General features: G+C 63.3%; 14 protein-coding genes. 4 read left to right on the forward strand and 10 right to left on the reverse strand.

The annotated features are described in order from the left end of the window. Window position 1: 1 nt before the first annotated feature. The 5 genes from G7044_RS15815 to G7044_RS15835 form a co-directional block, all read right to left on the reverse strand. The gene (locus G7044_RS15815) at window positions 2–724 is read right to left on the reverse strand and encodes an amino acid ABC transporter ATP-binding protein (protein ID WP_166330621.1); all 723 of its coding nucleotides are present in this window, start codon (window positions 722–724) and stop codon (window positions 2–4) included. Beyond that, entirely contained in the window at window positions 717–1,370 is a 654-nt protein-coding gene (locus tag G7044_RS15820; protein ID WP_166330622.1) for an amino acid ABC transporter permease, read from the reverse strand. Before G7044_RS15820 ends, G7044_RS15815 begins: the two co-directional genes overlap by 8 nt. Window positions 1,371–1,380: 10 nt before the next feature. Continuing rightward, window positions 1,381–2,046, reverse strand: coding sequence for an amino acid ABC transporter permease (locus G7044_RS15825; protein ID WP_166330624.1), 666 nt, complete (start codon window positions 2,044–2,046; stop codon window positions 1,381–1,383). 66 nt (window positions 2,047–2,112) lie between these two features. Further along, window positions 2,113–2,922 carry an ABC transporter substrate-binding protein gene (locus G7044_RS15830; RefSeq protein WP_166330626.1) on the reverse strand — a complete coding sequence of 270 codons (810 nt, stop codon included), beginning with the start codon at window positions 2,920–2,922 and terminating at the stop codon, window positions 2,113–2,115. A 195-nt stretch (window positions 2,923–3,117) separates the two neighbouring features. Beyond that, on the reverse strand, window positions 3,118–4,632 hold the full coding sequence (locus tag G7044_RS15835) for an aldehyde dehydrogenase (NADP(+)) (protein ID WP_166330628.1): 1,515 nt from the start codon (window positions 4,630–4,632) through the stop codon (window positions 3,118–3,120). 101 nt (window positions 4,633–4,733) lie between these two features. Here G7044_RS15835 and G7044_RS15840 point away from each other — a divergent pair, with 101 nt between their 5' ends. Further along, a complete protein-coding gene (locus tag G7044_RS15840) occupies window positions 4,734–5,756 on the forward strand; it encodes an Ldh family oxidoreductase (RefSeq protein WP_166330629.1) in 1,023 nt (340 codons plus the stop codon). Between the two features lie 61 nt (window positions 5,757–5,817). On the opposite strand, the gene G7044_RS15845 is transcribed toward G7044_RS15840, so the two are convergent. The 3 genes from G7044_RS15845 to G7044_RS15855 all read right to left on the reverse strand — a co-directional run bounded on the left by G7044_RS15845 (window position 5,818) and on the right by G7044_RS15855 (window position 10,520). Beyond that, window positions 5,818–8,235 carry a Hint domain-containing protein gene (locus G7044_RS15845; RefSeq protein ID WP_166330631.1) on the reverse strand — a complete coding sequence of 806 codons (2,418 nt, stop codon included), beginning with the start codon at window positions 8,233–8,235 and terminating at the stop codon, window positions 5,818–5,820. 301 nt (window positions 8,236–8,536) lie between these two features. Continuing rightward, window positions 8,537–9,577 carry an NADP-dependent oxidoreductase gene (locus G7044_RS15850; protein WP_166330633.1) on the reverse strand — a complete coding sequence of 347 codons (1,041 nt, stop codon included), beginning with the start codon at window positions 9,575–9,577 and terminating at the stop codon, window positions 8,537–8,539. A gap of 67 nt (window positions 9,578–9,644) precedes the next feature. Beyond that, window positions 9,645–10,520: a MurR/RpiR family transcriptional regulator gene (locus tag G7044_RS15855; RefSeq protein ID WP_166330635.1), complete on the reverse strand. Its 876-nt coding sequence runs from the start codon at window positions 10,518–10,520 to the stop codon at window positions 9,645–9,647. A gap of 120 nt (window positions 10,521–10,640) precedes the next feature. Between G7044_RS15855 and G7044_RS15860 the strand changes: the two genes are divergently transcribed. Next, window positions 10,641–11,963 carry an aspartate aminotransferase family protein gene (locus tag G7044_RS15860; RefSeq protein WP_166330637.1) on the forward strand — a complete coding sequence of 441 codons (1,323 nt, stop codon included), beginning with the start codon at window positions 10,641–10,643 and terminating at the stop codon, window positions 11,961–11,963. A gap of 162 nt (window positions 11,964–12,125) precedes the next feature. Next, complete coding sequence (locus G7044_RS15865) at window positions 12,126–12,578, forward strand: GNAT family N-acetyltransferase (protein ID WP_166330639.1); 453 nt, start codon at window positions 12,126–12,128, stop codon at window positions 12,576–12,578. A 43-nt stretch (window positions 12,579–12,621) separates the two neighbouring features. On the opposite strand, the gene G7044_RS15870 is transcribed toward G7044_RS15865, so the two are convergent. Further along, window positions 12,622–13,137, reverse strand: coding sequence for a cell wall hydrolase (locus tag G7044_RS15870; protein ID WP_166330641.1), 516 nt, complete (start codon window positions 13,135–13,137; stop codon window positions 12,622–12,624). A 76-nt stretch (window positions 13,138–13,213) separates the two neighbouring features. Continuing rightward, window positions 13,214–14,263 carry an ornithine cyclodeaminase gene (locus G7044_RS15875; RefSeq protein ID WP_207630333.1) on the reverse strand — a complete coding sequence of 350 codons (1,050 nt, stop codon included), beginning with the start codon at window positions 14,261–14,263 and terminating at the stop codon, window positions 13,214–13,216. 135 nt (window positions 14,264–14,398) lie between these two features. Between G7044_RS15875 and G7044_RS15880 the strand changes: the two genes are divergently transcribed. After that, window positions 14,399–14,839, forward strand: coding sequence for an Lrp/AsnC family transcriptional regulator (locus G7044_RS15880; protein WP_166330643.1), 441 nt, complete (start codon window positions 14,399–14,401; stop codon window positions 14,837–14,839). Window positions 14,840–14,841: the final 2 nt, after the last annotated feature.

A 14,841-nucleotide genomic window follows, 5' to 3' on the forward strand; every position in this document is an offset into this window, starting at 1 on the left:
GTCAGTGCGTCGCCGCCAGGAATTGTTGCAGATTGGGATCTTTCGGATCGCCAAACAGTTCCGCAGGCGGGGCGATTTCGGCCATGACGCCCTGATGGAAGAAGGCCACGCGGTCGGACACCTCGCGCGCGAATTTCATCTCGTGCGTGACGCAGATCATCGTCATGCCCTCGGATGCCAGCAGGCGCAGCGTGTCCAGAACCTCGCCCACCAGCTGCGGATCAAGGGCCGAGGTCACCTCATCAAACAGCATGTAATCGGGCGACATTGCCAGCGCGCGGGCAATCGCCATGCGCTGCTGTTGGCCGCCCGACAGCCGGCCGGGATAGACATCGACCTTGTCGCCAAGACCTACATGGGTCAGCTGCTTGACGGCCATCGCCTCGGCCTCGGCCTTGGACTGTTTCAGCACCTTGCGCGGGGCCAGCATGACGTTTTCCTTGACCGTCAGATGCGGGAAGGCATTCCACTGCTGGAACACGATGCCGATCTTCTGGCGCAGCTTGTTCAGGTCGGTGGACTTGGCGTGAACCTCGATCCCGTCGACGGTGATCTTGCCGGCCTGAATCGGCTCTAACCCGTTGATGCAGGTCAGAAGCGTCGATTTGCCCGAACCGGACCCGCCGATGACGGTCAGCACCTCGCCCTTTGATACGGTCAGGTCGATGCCTTTCAGCACCTCCAGCGCGCCGAAGGATTTGCGGACGTTTTCGATCTCAATCATTGGACCACCGTTTTTCCAGATAACCGCCGAAACGCGCGACGGGGAAACTGATAAGGAAGTAGAACGCGCCGCATATCATCAGCAACAGCAGCGGTTCCTGCAGGCGGGTAATCAGGATCTGCGTGGATTTCAGCAGTTCCGTCACCTGCACGACATAGACAAGGGCGGAATCCTTCATCACCCCAAGCGCGAGGCCAATCCAGCTGGGCAGGGCGACGCGCGTGGCCAGCGGCATCACGATATTGCGCATGTCCTGCCCCCAGGTCATGCCCAGTGACCGCGAGGCCCGGCGCAGGGTCAGCGGCACCGCCTCGATCCCGCCGCGTACGATTTCCGCGCAATAGGCGGATGTGTACAGCGTCAGCACGATACAGGCGACGGTCAGCCCCGACAGGCCAAGCCGCAGCACCGTGCCCAGGAAGGCATAGGCCAGCACAAGCTGGATCAGCAGCGGGATCGACCGGAAGATATCCAGCACAAAGGTGATCGGCGCGGCCCAGACCGGCCCGATCTGATAGCGGATAACGCCGAAGATGATCCCCAGAACGGTGCCGAAGAAGACCGCGATCACAGTCACGAAGATGGTCATCCCCGCGCCCTTGGCGAGGAAGAGGAAGTCATTGGCGGTCAGTGCGGTATCGAACATGGCAGCCCCCTCAATACCGGAACAGACGGCGAGAGATCAGCCAGGCGCCGGCCTGGATGATCTTGACGATGACGTAGAAGATGACGGCGGCCATGGCGAACAGCTCGAACGTGCGGAAGGTCAGCGCATTCAGGTCCTGCGTGACGCCGTAAAGGTCCATGTTCATGCCGACGGTGACGCCCAGCGAGGTCATCAGCACCGCCCAGACCATCTGGTTGGTGATCGTCGGGAAGGAAATGCGGATCATCTGCGGCAGGATGATATAGCGGAAGGCCTGCAGGTCCGACATGCCAAGCGAACGCCCGGCGCGGGGCTGCGTATCGGGAATGGCTTTCAGCGCGCCGCGGAAGTTTTCCGCCAGATAGCCAGCATTGTTGAAGGTGATCCCAAGAAGCAGCGACTGATAGGGCGACAGATGCAGCCCGAGTCCCGCCAGCCCGAAATGCGCCATATAGATCTGGAACAGCGCCGGGGTGTTGCGTGCGATCTCGACCCATGTCGTCGCGATCCCCGACAGGATGCGGCTGCCGGAACGCCGGAACAGCGTCAGCAGGATCGCCAGCAGGATACCGATGACCATCGACAATACCGCCACCTGCATGGTGACAACGGCGCCGTCCAGCATCTCTGGCAGTCGCTTCCAGGCCTGGTTCCACTGGAATCTGTAGTTGAACATTTCCGCCTTCCTTATTCACGGAAAGGGCGGCGCGGGTGGACCCGCGCCGCCCTTCAGGCGGTAACCTCAGCGATAGACGCCGGGGATGACCAGGCTGGCGGGTTCGCCCTCGCCGACCCATTTCGCGTAAAGCTCGGCATAGCGGCCGGTGCGTACCTGTTGGTTGATGAACAGGTTCATGTAGTTGATCAGACCCTGATCCTCGCGCAGCGCGATCAGCGCCACATAGTCAGGAACCATCGGTGCCTTGTCGACGATCTTGATGCCGGGGAAGTTGCCGGAATCGACATTGGCCTCTGCCACTTCGACGGTGGACACGGTGGCGTCCAGCTGACCCTGTGACAACGCCAGGAAGACATCGGCCTGGTTCTGATAGGGACGGAATTCGCCCTCGCCCCATTCCTTCACCTTGCCTTCCAGCCAGATCGCCTCATAGGTGCCGGCAGTGGCGCCCACGGTCTTGCCCTTCAGGTCTTCCCAAGTGGACATTTCCACGCCTTCATTCGCGGTCACCGCATTCTCGAAAGCGTAATAGGGGATGGTGAAGCCGACGGTCTTCGCCCGCTCCAGCGTGTCCGAAGTCGAGGCGACGGCCACATCGACCTGACCCGACACCAGTGCTGGGATGCGTTCGGGGAAGGTGGTTTCGACGACTTCGGCGGTCACGCCAAGGGCGGCGGCCAGGTCGTTGCAGTAATCGACGTCGAAGCCCTGCGGGTTGTTATCGGCATCGCGCGAACCCATCGGCGGGAAATCCAGCACCACAGCGCAGCGCAGCGTCCCCGAGGAGATGATGTCGTCCAGCTTGTCAGCGAATGCGGGGCCCGTCAGTGCGGTCGCAGCAACCGCTGCGAGGGTCAGAACCGAGGTCTTCATGTTGTTTTACTCTCCCATGTTGGTATGCGGGTCCGGCGGAACCGATTCCACACGATTTTTATTCCCCCTGCCGTCGTGAAAAGCAAACAAAAAATACAAGTTGTATGCAAGGCTGACGTTTTCGGCAGGTATCATGGCAATACCTGCGGTGGATGCAGGCGCCCGATCAAGCATCGGACGCCCGTGCTGCTTGGGTCAAGCCAGATCGTCAGGCAGAACGCCTTCCGGGATGTTCTGAAAGCTGACCGGGCGCAGGAACCTGCGGATGGACAGGGTGCCCACGCTGGTGGCGCCGAAATTGGTGCTGGCGGGATAGGGGCCGCCGTGAACCATGGCATCGGCGACTTCGACCCCTGTGGGGAAGCCATTGGCCAGCACCCGGCCCGCCTTGCGTTCCAAAATCGGCAGCAGGCGCCGCGCGTCTGTTGCGTCCTCCGGGTCCAGATGAATGGTGGCGGTCAGCTGGCCTTCGAAGCCCTTCGCCAGACGCTCCATCTCGTCCAGGCCGCTGACGCGGATCACCAGCCCGAGGGGGCCGAAAACCTCCTCGCCCAGGGCGTGGTCCTGAAGATAGGTGGCTGCGTCGGTCTCATAGAGGTTCGGGTTGGCCTCTCGGCCCTGGCTTTCGGTCGACAGCAATGGGGTGACGCTGTTGCGGCCTTCAAAACGGGCTTGCCCGTCGCGGTAAGCCTTGGCGATCCCTTCGGTCAGCATCACCTGCGGGCCGACCTGTTCCAGCGCGGTTTTCGCGGCGGCGACAAAGGCATCGCCGGCCGGGCCAGCTTCGACAACCGCGATGCCCGGATTGGTGCAGAACTGCCCCGCGCCCATGGTCAGCGACCCGGCCCAGCCGGTGCCGACGGCCGCGCCGCGATTGGCGGCAGCGGCCGGCAGCACGAACATCGGGTTGACGCTGCCCAACTCGCCAAAGAAGGGGATCGGTTCGGGGCGCGCTGCGCACAGATCGAACAGTGCGCGACCGCCGGCTAGGCTGCCGGTGAAGCCCACGGCCTTGATCAGCGGATGCTGGACAAGCGCCGCGCCGACATGGCGGTCGCCGCCCTGGATCAGGCTGAAAACGCCCTTGGGCATTCCGGTCTTGTCGATTGCGGCATGGATCGCCTCGGCGATGATCTCGCCGGTGCCGGGATGGGCGGAATGGCCCTTGACCACCACCGGGCAGCCCGCCGCCAGTGCGGCGGCGGTGTCGCCCCCGGCGGTCGAGAAGGCCAGCGGAAAGTTCGAGGCCCCGAAGACCGCGACCGGTCCGATCGGGCGCTGGATCACGCGCAGGTCGGGGCGCGGCAGCGGCTGGCGGTCGGGCAGCGCGGCGTCGTGGCGGCGGTCCAGATAGTCGCCCTTGCGGATATGATCGGCAAACAGGCGCAGCTGGCCGGTGGTGCGGCCACGTTCGCCTTGCAGGCGCGCGACTGGCAAGCCGGTTTCCTGGGTGCCGATTTCGGTGATCGCCTCGGCGCGGGCCTCGATTTCATCGGCAATGGCGTCAAGGAAGGCAGCGCGTTCTTCGCGCGTTGTATAGGCGTAGGTCCAGAAGGCGTCCTCGGCGGCCTGCACGGCGGCATCGACCAGTTCGGGCGTGCCGATGCTGAACGCATGCGCCGGGCCATGCGCGGGGTCCGAGGTAAAGGTCGCAGGACCAGCGACCCAGTCGCCCGCGATCAGGTGCTTGCCATGGGGGGTAAAGGGCATCAGGGTCTCCGTTCCGATATGTGAGGCATCGCAGAGTTGCCCGCCTTGCATACATGACGTATACAAAACTTGCAACCTGACCTTCCACACCGGAGCCGCCCATGTCGCAGACGACCCTGACCATCGCCGCGCTGAACCAGACCGTGACCGAGATCTTCCTGAAGGCGGGCCTGTCGGAACAGCAGGCCGAGGCCGTGGCCGCGGTGATCGTCGCGGGCGAGCGTGACGGCTGCAAATCGCATGGCATCTACCGCATCGACGGCAACCTGCGAACGCTGGCCGCCGGCAAGGTGCAGCCGCAGGCAGTGCCGGAACTGCAGGATGACGGAACGGGCGTGATCCGGGTCGCGGCCCATGGCGGCTTTTCGCCAGCGGCCTTTGCAATGGGCGCGCCGGTGTTGGCCGAACGTGCGAAAAAGCTGGGCATTGCCGCAATGGTTATCAACGACTGCACGCATTTCTCGGCGCTTTGGCCTGAAATCGAGGTGCTGACCGACGCCGGGCTGGCCGCGATGGCGATGTGCCCCAGCTATGCCACGGTCGCCCCATCCGGCGGGATTGCGGCGCTGCTGGGCACCAACCCCTTCGCCTTTGGCTGGCCGCGTCCGGGGCGGACGCCTTACGTCTTTGATTTTGCCACCTCGATCGCCGCGCGGGGCGAGGTCGAACTGCACCGGATTTCCGGCAAGCCGCTGCCGGAAGGCTGGGCGGTCGACCGCGACGGCAATCCGACCACGGACCCGACGGCCGCGCTGCAAGGCGCGCTGCTGCCCTTTGGCGGGCACAAGGGTTCGGCCATCTCGACCATGATCGAGCTGCTGGCCGGGGTGATGATCGGCGACCTGACCAGCCCCGAGGCGCTGGAATCGCTGGGCTCGGCCGAGTTGCTGCCACATCATGGTGAGCTGGTCATCGCGCTGTCGCCCGAACGCTTCGCCGCCGGCAGGTCCGGGGACCCCTTTGCCCGCGCCGAGACCTTGTTTGACGCGATCGCCGGTCAGGGCGCGCGCCTGCCGTCGCAGCGCCGTTTCGCGGCGCGCGCAAAATCGGAAGCCGAGGGCATCACGCTGAGCGCCGAGGAAATGGCCGGTCTTGAAAAGCGCCGGGCGCAGCCTTTTGGCTGACCCGGTCAGGAATGCGAAAGGCCGGGCATGATGCCCGGCCTTCGTCATTTCAGCGCTGATATCAGCTGACCAGCGGCTTGTCGTTCTGGGCGTGGCGCACCACCAGCTTGCGTCCCAGCCGGCCCGAGGTCAGCACCCGTGCCGCTGCATGTTCTTCGCCGTAACGGAGTTCGGGGAAGATCGCGTAGATCTCCTCGACCGCTGCGGGGCCGACCGATTTCAGCGCTTCCTCGCCGGTATGCAGCGATTCCGCCTCGGCGCCATTGGCCAACACGATCTGATGGTCGTCGAACAGGAAGTGGACATAGGTCACCTCGGTCAGGTCCTCGGCCACGTCGATGCCGTAGATCTGGCAAAGCTGCTTGGCCGCGACCAGAACCTCTGTCGTACCGAACATTTTCTGTGCGATCTTGGACCGGACCAGCATCCGGTGCTGCGGCGAGACGATCAGGTCCGCCGTCGGCAGCCCCGATCCAAGCGCGCCCTTGCGGATGCGGATCGGGCGCAGCTTCGGGTTGGCGTCCAACTCGGCCGCGGTCAGGGCGCGGGTGCCGATCCAGCGGATCGCCTGCAGCCCGGCATCAACAGTCTCGACCAGGTCACCGATGGACAGACTGCCCGCGACAGCCTCGCCCGCGTCGGTGCGGATCATGGCATCGGCGCCAAAGCACAGAACGTTGGTGTTGTCCCAGGTCAGATGGGCCGCCTCGACCGGTGCCCCGCCGTTCTGAATGGTCAGGGTATATTGGGGCAAGGTGGTGCCGCCGATGGTCTGGCCTTGCAGGTCGTCCAGCGTGCCGTCCCGCTGGTCGCCGCGCAGCCAGGCCAGCGGATTGCCGTATTCGGGCAGGTTGGCAGCTGCACGCTGTGCGTTGATCAGCGCGAGGTTGGACTCGTTATAATAGCCGCTCAGGTCGATGAAGTCGTTATCGCTCTGGTCATCGTTGGTGTAGTTCTGCTGGGCAGCGGTGTTGAAGTCGAGGATCGTGTCCGCGCCAGCGCTGGCCACGAAGGTGTCGAAGCCATCGCCCCCGGTCAGACGGTCGATGCCTGTGCCGCCGTCCAGATAGTCGCGGCCGATGCCGCCTTCCAGCGTGTCAGTGTCGCTGCCGCCGACCAGGGTGTCATCGCCAGCGCCGCCGACCAGGCTGTCATTTCCGGTGCCACCGTTCAGGGTGTCGTTTTCGGAGCCGCCATCCAGGCGATCGTTGCCACTGCTGCCGTCCAGGAAATCGGCGCCTGTACCGCCGGACAGCGTGTCATTGTCATTGCCGCCGGTCAGCGAGTCGTTGCCGTCGCCGCCTTGCAGGTTGTCGGTGCCGGTACCGCCTTCCAGCGTGTCATTGCCCGTTCCGCCGACCAGGCTGTCGCCGCCGTCACCGCCGACCAGGCTGTCATCGCCAATGCCGCCATCCAAAGTGTCGGCGTTGACGCCGCCATCCATGATGTCGTTGCCATCGCCGCCGAACATGGTGTCCTGCCCGCCGCCGCCAAGCAGCGTGTCGTTGCCGATGCCGCCCAACAGCCTGTCGCCGCCTTCGCCGCCAGACAGGCTGTCATCGCCATCACCGCCGACCAGGCTGTCATCGCCGAGGCCACCGTCCAGCGTGTCGTTATCGGATCCGCCGTCAAGTGTGTCGGCGCCGCCCTGGCCAAACAGCTTGTCATCCCCGGCGGCGCCATACAGCACGTCAGCGCTGCCGTCGTCGCCGGTGGCGGTGCCGCCATAAATGACATCGTTGCCGGCGCCGCCTTCGACGGTATCGCGGTCCAGACCGGCCGCGATGGTGTCGGCGCCCTGGCCGCCACGGATATAGTCCATGTTCCCGCTATGGCCTGGCAGGATCGCATCGTTGGAATCGATCCGGTCGCCTTTCGCGTCGTTATAGCCCGGCCCCATGCTGTCGTTGCCGGCCGTACCGTCAACATAACCGTCCGCGTAGGTCAGCGACGTGCGGCTGGCGTCAATGCCGGAATAGCCGGTCGAGTATGGGGCATTCGACGGAATTGAGATCGACTGGATCGGATATTCCACGAGCCAGTCCTGATTGGTATCAGAGCCACCCTGCAGGGGCGGCAGAACAAACATGTTGCCGTTCACATCCTGCAAAATCCGCAGGGTCGCGGTGAAGCTGCGCGTCTGCCCGTTGCCAATCGCCTGTACGACCGTCACATTCTGGACGATCATCCCGGCATCTGCCTCTACGGTATGTTGGGTACCGTTCAGGATATAGTCGATATTGTCGCGTGGGGTGCCGGTATTGTTGTTGAACTGGACGTTTGTGGTCGAGTTGTTGTCGTTGAAGTCAACCAGCGTGGTGTGTGCAAAAAGCGGGTCGGTCCCACTGCCAAACGTCTTGCCAAGCACGGCATTGGTCGCCCCGGCGCTGCTAACCGATCCATCATCGAAGCTTGGACCGTAAGTGTCCATCCGGGCAGCATTGCCAAGATAGATGCATTGGAAAGTATAAGTAGTCATGTGAGACCCCCACCCTGATTAACCAACAGGGCCGTACACATGCCGATGAGCTGGGGAGAAGCGGCAATGCTGCATCGGTTAACCGATGGCACGCCTAATTATATTCCACAGACTGCAAACCGTTCCCACGGCCGAATCGACGGGTGTTAGCCCAATTAACATTAAACTGCCCGAACGAAAGGCCTATGTAAACATGTATCTTTTCTATTAGTTAACAAGGCCGTCAGTGCCGCGGCGCGGCGTGGAAATTATGAGAGGCCGCGCCGTATTTAAATGCCGTCGGAAAAGCCCGCGCTTACGATCAGTCGTTATTGCCTGACATCCGGATCACCCGCTTGCCAAAGTTTTCGCCTCGCAGCAGGCCAATCAATGCGGTCGGGGCCTTTGCCAGCCCGTCAATTACTTCCTCGCGGTATTGAATCTTGCCCTCGGCAATCCAGCCGGTCATCTGCCGCGCGAATTCGGGATAAAGCTCTGCGAAACTGTCAAAAATGATAAAGCCGCGCACGGTTAGTTGTCGGGTCAGAATGGTGCCCGTCAGCAGGCCTAGCCGATCGGGGCCGGGGGGCAGATCGGTCGCGTTGTACTGGGCGATCAGACCGCAGACGGGGATGCGGGCAAAGGTGTTCAGAAGCGGCAGAACGGCATCGAAGACGCGGCCGCCGACATTCTCGAAATAGACGTCGATGCCATCGGGGACCGCGGCGGCAAGCGCCTGCGGCAGATCTTCCTGCTTGTGATCAACACAGGCATCGAACCCCAGCATGTCAACGGCATAAGCGCATTTTTCGGGGCCGCCGGCGATGCCGACTACCCGGCAGCCCAGGATCTTGCCGATCTGGCCGACTGTCGCGCCCACCGGTCCGGTCGCGGCGGCGACCACGATGGTCTCACCCGGTTTGGGCTGGCCGATCTGGGTCAGGCCGGCCCAGGCGGTGAAACCCGGCATTCCAAGGATACCAAGCGCCCAGGACGGCTGCGCGGGGTCTGGCCCCAGATTGGTCACGCCGACGCCGTCCGAGACGCTGTAATCCTGCCAGCCGCCGTAATTCAGCACCCAGTCGCCCGGCGCAAAGCCCTTCACATTCGAAGACTCTACCCGCGACACAGTGCCGCCCACCATGACCTCGCCGATCTCGACCGGGTCGGCATAGGATTTCGCGGCGCTCATCCGCCCGCGCATATAGGGATCGAGCGAGAGGTATTCGGCGCGCAACAGCATCTCGTTCTGGTCGGGCGCCGGGATCGGGGCCTCGACCAGACGCAGGGTATTGTCATCCGGCTCGCCTACGGGGCGCTCGGCCAGGATCCATTGACGGTTGATGCGGTCTGATTGGGTCATGGCGCGGCTCCAACTGGGGTGATTTGCCCGAGTGTGGCAGCAGCGGGGGCTGCGGTCCAGATGTCTCTCAACCGGGGCGGCGGGGGATCGCCGTGGCATAGGTTCCCAGTGCTCGCAACTGCGCGTCCGACCGTTCAAGCCCCGCCAGCGCGCCCGCGCGGTCGGATTCGGCCAGCAGCGCGCACAGTGCCTCGGACAGGGCCATGGCGGGGGTCAGGCTGTGGAAAAAGCCGGGGCTTGCGGTCGGGCAGACTAGCAGGTGATCGGCCAGGCCCGCCAGTGGCGCGACCGCGCTGTCGGTGATCGCGACGACGCCAAGGCCTTGCGTACGCGCATGAGCGGCCAGTTCCAGCCCCGCCGCCGCATAGGGACTGACCGATATGGCCAGCAGCATATCGCCCGGCTGCGCCCGCATCAGCGCGTCTGGCCCGGTGCCGCCGGGGCCGTCGAGGTGGCGCGTGCGTTCTCCCAGAAGCGACATCACATAGTGGAAATGCCAGGCGATGGCATGGCAGGACCGCGCGCCCAGCACAAAGATGCGCCGTGCCTTGGACAGGGCGCGGGCGGCGGCGGCGATGCTGGCCAGGGTTTCGGGCTGGGTCAGGGTGGCGACATGGCGGGCCAGTTCTTCCAAAACCTGCTGCACCAACGCTTCGGGTGCGCTGTGCGGGGTCGCCAATGCGCGGGCGGCGAAGCCCTCGCCCCGGCGGATCGTTTCGGCCTGTTCGTGTCGCAGGTCCTCATATCCCGAAGCGCCCAGAAATTGCGCCAGCCGAGTCATCGTTGCCGGGCTGACGCCGGCGCGGCGGGCCAGATCGCGCATCGACATCAGCGCGACGTCCTGCGGGTGGTCGATCAGGTGCTTCGCGGCAATCTGCATCTGCGGCGGCATGGCGTCGAACTGGGCAATCAGCCGGTCTTGCAATGTGGATGGTTCGGTCATGGCTGGGGCTCCGTGCGTGAAACGAATATACCTCAGATGAGTAATATGAAACAAGTGTTGCTTCGCGTGTTGCACGCTGTCAGATTGCCTGCGTCCCACTGTGCGAATCGGAACCCGCTCATGACCCGCATCCTTCATCGCAGCATTGGCCCCGAACTACCCCGCGCCGTCGCGGGCGAAGGGGTCTGGATCACCGATGCCGAAGGCCGGCGCTATATCGACGGCTCGGGCGGGGCCGCGGTAACCAGCCTTGGCCATGGCAACGCCGAGGTGCTGGATGCGATGCGCGCGCAGATGGATGCGATCGCCTATGCGCATACCTCGTTTTTCACCTCGGATGCGGCGGAATCGCTGGCCGAGCGGCTGATCGGGCTGGCGCCGGAGGGGCTGGATTACGTTTATCTCGTCTCGGGTGGGTCCGAGGCGGTCGAGGCCGCGCTGAAGATGGCGCGGCAGTATTTCGTCGAGATCGGCCAGCCGCAGCGTCGCCACATCATCGCGCGGCGGCAAAGCTATCACGGAAATACAATCGGTGCGCTGGCGACCGGCGGCAATGAATGGCGCCGCCGCCAGTTCCAGCCGATCCTGCCGGAAACGCATCACGTTTCGCCCTGCTACGCCTATCGCGACATGCGCGATGACGAGACGCCCGAGGCCTATGGCACCCGTCTGGCGGACGAACTGGAGGCGAAGATCCGCGAACTTGGCGCTGATCAGGTCATCGCCTTCGTGGCCGAGCCTGTGGTCGGTGCAACGCTGGGGGCGGTGCCCGCGGTGCCCGGCTATTTCAAGCGCATCCGCGAGGTCTGTGACCGCTATGGCGTGCTGCTGATTCTGGATGAGGTGATGTGTGGCATGGGCCGCACCGGCAGCATCTTCGCGCATGAACAGGAAGGCATCGTCCCCGATATCGTCACCATCGCCAAGGGTCTTGGCGGCGGCTATCAGCCCATCGGCGGGCTGCTGCTGTCGGACAGGATCTATCGCGCTTTTGCCGAAGGCTCGGGCTTGTTCCAGCATGGCCACACCTATCTGGGCCATCCCATCGCCGCGGCTGCCGCTGACAAGGTAGTCGAGATCATGTCCCGCCCCGGCATGATGGAGAATGTGAACGCGATGGGCCGGCATCTTCAGGACGCGCTGGAGGCATCGCTTGGCCAGCACCCCCATGTCGGCGATCTCCGCGGCCGCGGATTGTTCCGCGGCATCGAACTGGTCGCGGATCGAGAGGCGAAAGCGCCGCTGGATCCGGGTCTGAAAACCCATGCGAAGATCAAGAAGGCCGCCATGGCGCGCGGGCTGATGTGCTATCCGATGGGCGGCACCATTGACGGCATGCGCGGCGACCATGTGCTGCTGGCTCCGCCCTATATAATCAGCGCGGATGAGGTGGATCAGCTGGTCGACCGCCTCTCGGCCGCGATCAGGGACGTGCTGGGCTAGGGTCCGGCTAAAACTGTTGACTGGCTGGCAGCGATCGCCCATAGGTCCGCCACCTGCAGAAGGAGATTTATGCGCAGAGGCCCCTTTTCCCGCATCTAGCGGTATTTGCCCGGCACCATGGTGGTGTCGAACCTCTTTGCATATCTATTCTGCGGAGTTCCCATGAAGGACCAGAATATGGTGATCCGGCCCTATGACGCGGCCACGGACACAAAAATACTGTCGGGCATCTGGCTCGACGCTTCGCGTATTGCGCATCCGTTCATCGGAGAAGCGCGTCTGCTGGAACAGCGGCATATGGTCGAAGACGTCTATCTGCCCAATGCCGAAACCTGGGTGGCCTGCGGGCCGGTCGGACCGGTGGGCTTCATCAGCCTGATGGACAGTTTCATCGGGGCGATCTTTGTCGCCCCCGACCAGCAAGGGCATGGGGTCGGGCGTATCCTGATCGACCATGCGCTTCTGCTGAAAGGCACGCTGGCGCTGGATGTCTATACCCGGAACGAACAGGCCATGCGCTTCTATCAACGGCTCGGCTTTATCGAACTGTCGCGCCGGCCCGAAGATGACGAAGGCATGCCCTTCGAAAACGCGCATCTGCAACTGACGCGCTGATAAGGCGACCGGGCGGCCTTGCGCCGCCCGGTCTGTCTGCCTTCTAGAACCAACCCCAACGTCGTCCGGTGACCCCTTCGATCGGGGGCAGCGGATAGGGCTGCGTCACCAGGCGGGATTTCCGCTTTTCATAGAAGGCATTGCCGCCTGTGGTCAGGACGTAATGCATGTTGTCATAGGAAAAGCGATGCGTGGCCGTGTGGAAGAACATCGCGTTGTCGATATAGGGGTGACGCTCGCCGCGCAGGACGGATCGCGCGGCTTCCTGCACCAACGGCATGGACCGCGAATCCATCTTGCGGGTCATCACACCCGGCGCGAACTGGTTCTTCTGGCCTACCACCTCGCAGACCGAGTTGGGGAATTTGCGCGATTCCACCCGGTTCATCACGACGCTGCCCACAGCGATCATTCCGTCGCGGCTTGAGCGGTTGGATTCGAAATACATCGCCCGCTCCATGCATTCCTGCGGGCTGTGGTGGCCGATACCGCAGCCTGCCAACACCAGCGGGCCAAGGGCCAGCAGGGCGGCAAGCCGCATCTTGCGGATCACTGTCATGGTCGGTCTTTCTGCTCGTTTTGTCGTGTTTTGTCGACATGTTAGCAGCAGACCGGGCCGCGTATCAACCTGCGCGTCAACTGCCTGCGCGCTGCAGCATCCCGAACAGGTCGCGCGGATCGTCCGGATCGGCCAGCATGTCCAGCTGCTGATACAGCCCGGTGCCTTCCAGCTGGTCACGGACAAAACGCAGCGCCGAAAAATCCTCGGTCGCGAAGCCTACGCCGTCGAACAGGGTGATCTGGGCGGAATCCCTGCGGCCGGGGACAGCGCCGGTGATGACTTGCCACATCTCTGTCACGGGGAAATCTTCCGGCATCTGCTGGATCTCGCCCTCGATCCGGGTCTGGGGCGGGTATTCGACAAAGACGTCTGAACGCAACAGGATGTCCTTGTGCAGTTCGGTCTTGCCGGGGCAGTCGCCGCCGATGGCGTTGATGTGGATGCCGGCGCCGACCATGTTGTCGGTCAGGATCGTCGCATATTGCTTGTCTGCTGTGCAGGTGGTGACGATCTGCGCGCCTTCCATCGCATCCTGCGCGGATTTGCAGGCGGTCAGGTCGAACCCCAGCCCTTCAAGGTTGCTCATGGCTTTGGCCGTTGCGGCGGGGTCGACGTCATAAAGCCGCAGCTTCGTCACCCCGCAGATCGCCCGCATCGCCAGCGCTTGAAACTCCGATTGCGCGCCATTGCCGATCAGCGCCATCGTATCGGCCCCCTTGGGCGCCAGATACTTCGCCACCAGCGCCGAGGTCGCCGCCGTCCTGAGCGCCGTCAGCAGTGTCATTTCCGACAGCAGCACCGGATAGCCATTGCTGACATCGGCAAGCAGCCCGAATGCGGTGACGGTCTGCAAGCCTTCCCTGGTGTTCTTGGGGTGGCCGTTGACATATTTGAACCCGTAAACCTCGCCGTCCGAGGTCGGCATCAGCTCGATCACGCCTTCATCCGAGTGACTGGCAACGCGCGGGGTCTTGTCGAACAGCTCCCACCGGCGAAAGTCGTCCTCGATATAGGTGGCGATGCCTTTCAGCATCTCCTCGATGCCGACGCGGTGGATCAGGCGCATCATGTTGTCGACGCTGACAAAGGGAACGTAAGCCAGTTTGGACGGGGCAGCGGGCATGATGATCCTCGGGTAGAACTGAAAAAAGGCAGTATCCACAATGCAATTTGCAGAGTACATGACGAAGTTGCTAGATATTTGCTGTGTTCCTCTACATTATTGTTGCCATGATTATACAATCTGGAAGGTCGAACGATGCAAGGCGGCGGTAAGCATATCTTCGATGATCTCGACCGCGAGCTGATCGCCTTGCTGCGTCAGGACGGCCGCGCGCCGGTATCGAAGCTGGCCGGGATCATGGGTGTGGCGCGCGGCACGGTGCAAACACGGTTGGACCGGCTGATCGCCTCGGGCGCAATTCAGGGCTTCACCGCCCGCGTTGGCGAAGATTACGACAGAAGCCGCATCCGCGCGATCATGATGATCGAGGTGCAGGGCCGCAACACACCGCAGGTCATTCGCCGGCTGCGCGGGCTGTCCGAGGTGCAGGTGCTGCACACCACCAGCGGAAAATGGGATCTGATCGCCGAAATCATTGTCGAGGACCTTGTTCAGTTCGACCGGGTGCTGCGCGACGTGCGGCTGGTCGACGGGGTGCTGAACAGCGAGACCAGCATCCTGCTGTCGAGCATGTGACA

This window comes from Paracoccus xiamenensis (genome assembly GCF_011308835.1).
GTDB lineage: Bacteria > Pseudomonadota > Alphaproteobacteria > Rhodobacterales > Rhodobacteraceae > Paracoccus > Paracoccus xiamenensis.

Bases quoted from the DNA above. Each gene is read 5' to 3' on its own strand.
- G7044_RS15815 (WP_166330621.1), bottom strand. From the start codon at position 724: ATGATTGAGATCGAAAACGTCCGCAAATCCTTCGGCGCGCTGGAGGTG.
- G7044_RS15820 (WP_166330622.1), bottom strand. From the start codon at position 1,370: ATGTTCGATACCGCACTGACCGCCAATGACTTCCTCTTCCTCGCCAAG.
- G7044_RS15825 (WP_166330624.1), bottom strand. From the start codon at position 2,046: ATGTTCAACTACAGATTCCAGTGGAACCAGGCCTGGAAGCGACTGCCA.
- G7044_RS15830 (WP_166330626.1), bottom strand. From the start codon at position 2,922: ATGAAGACCTCGGTTCTGACCCTCGCAGCGGTTGCTGCGACCGCACTG.
- G7044_RS15835 (WP_166330628.1), bottom strand. From the start codon at position 4,632: ATGCCCTTTACCCCCCATGGCAAGCACCTGATCGCGGGCGACTGGGTC.
- G7044_RS15840 (WP_166330629.1), top strand. From the start codon at position 4,734: ATGTCGCAGACGACCCTGACCATCGCCGCGCTGAACCAGACCGTGACC.
- G7044_RS15845 (WP_166330631.1), bottom strand. From the start codon at position 8,235: ATGACTACTTATACTTTCCAATGCATCTATCTTGGCAATGCTGCCCGG.
- G7044_RS15850 (WP_166330633.1), bottom strand. From the start codon at position 9,577: ATGACCCAATCAGACCGCATCAACCGTCAATGGATCCTGGCCGAGCGC.
- G7044_RS15855 (WP_166330635.1), bottom strand. From the start codon at position 10,520: ATGACCGAACCATCCACATTGCAAGACCGGCTGATTGCCCAGTTCGAC.
- G7044_RS15860 (WP_166330637.1), top strand. From the start codon at position 10,641: ATGACCCGCATCCTTCATCGCAGCATTGGCCCCGAACTACCCCGCGCC.
- G7044_RS15865 (WP_166330639.1), top strand. From the start codon at position 12,126: ATGAAGGACCAGAATATGGTGATCCGGCCCTATGACGCGGCCACGGAC.
- G7044_RS15870 (WP_166330641.1), bottom strand. From the start codon at position 13,137: ATGACAGTGATCCGCAAGATGCGGCTTGCCGCCCTGCTGGCCCTTGGC.
- G7044_RS15875 (WP_207630333.1), bottom strand. From the start codon at position 14,263: ATGCCCGCTGCCCCGTCCAAACTGGCTTACGTTCCCTTTGTCAGCGTC.
- G7044_RS15880 (WP_166330643.1), top strand. From the start codon at position 14,399: ATGCAAGGCGGCGGTAAGCATATCTTCGATGATCTCGACCGCGAGCTG.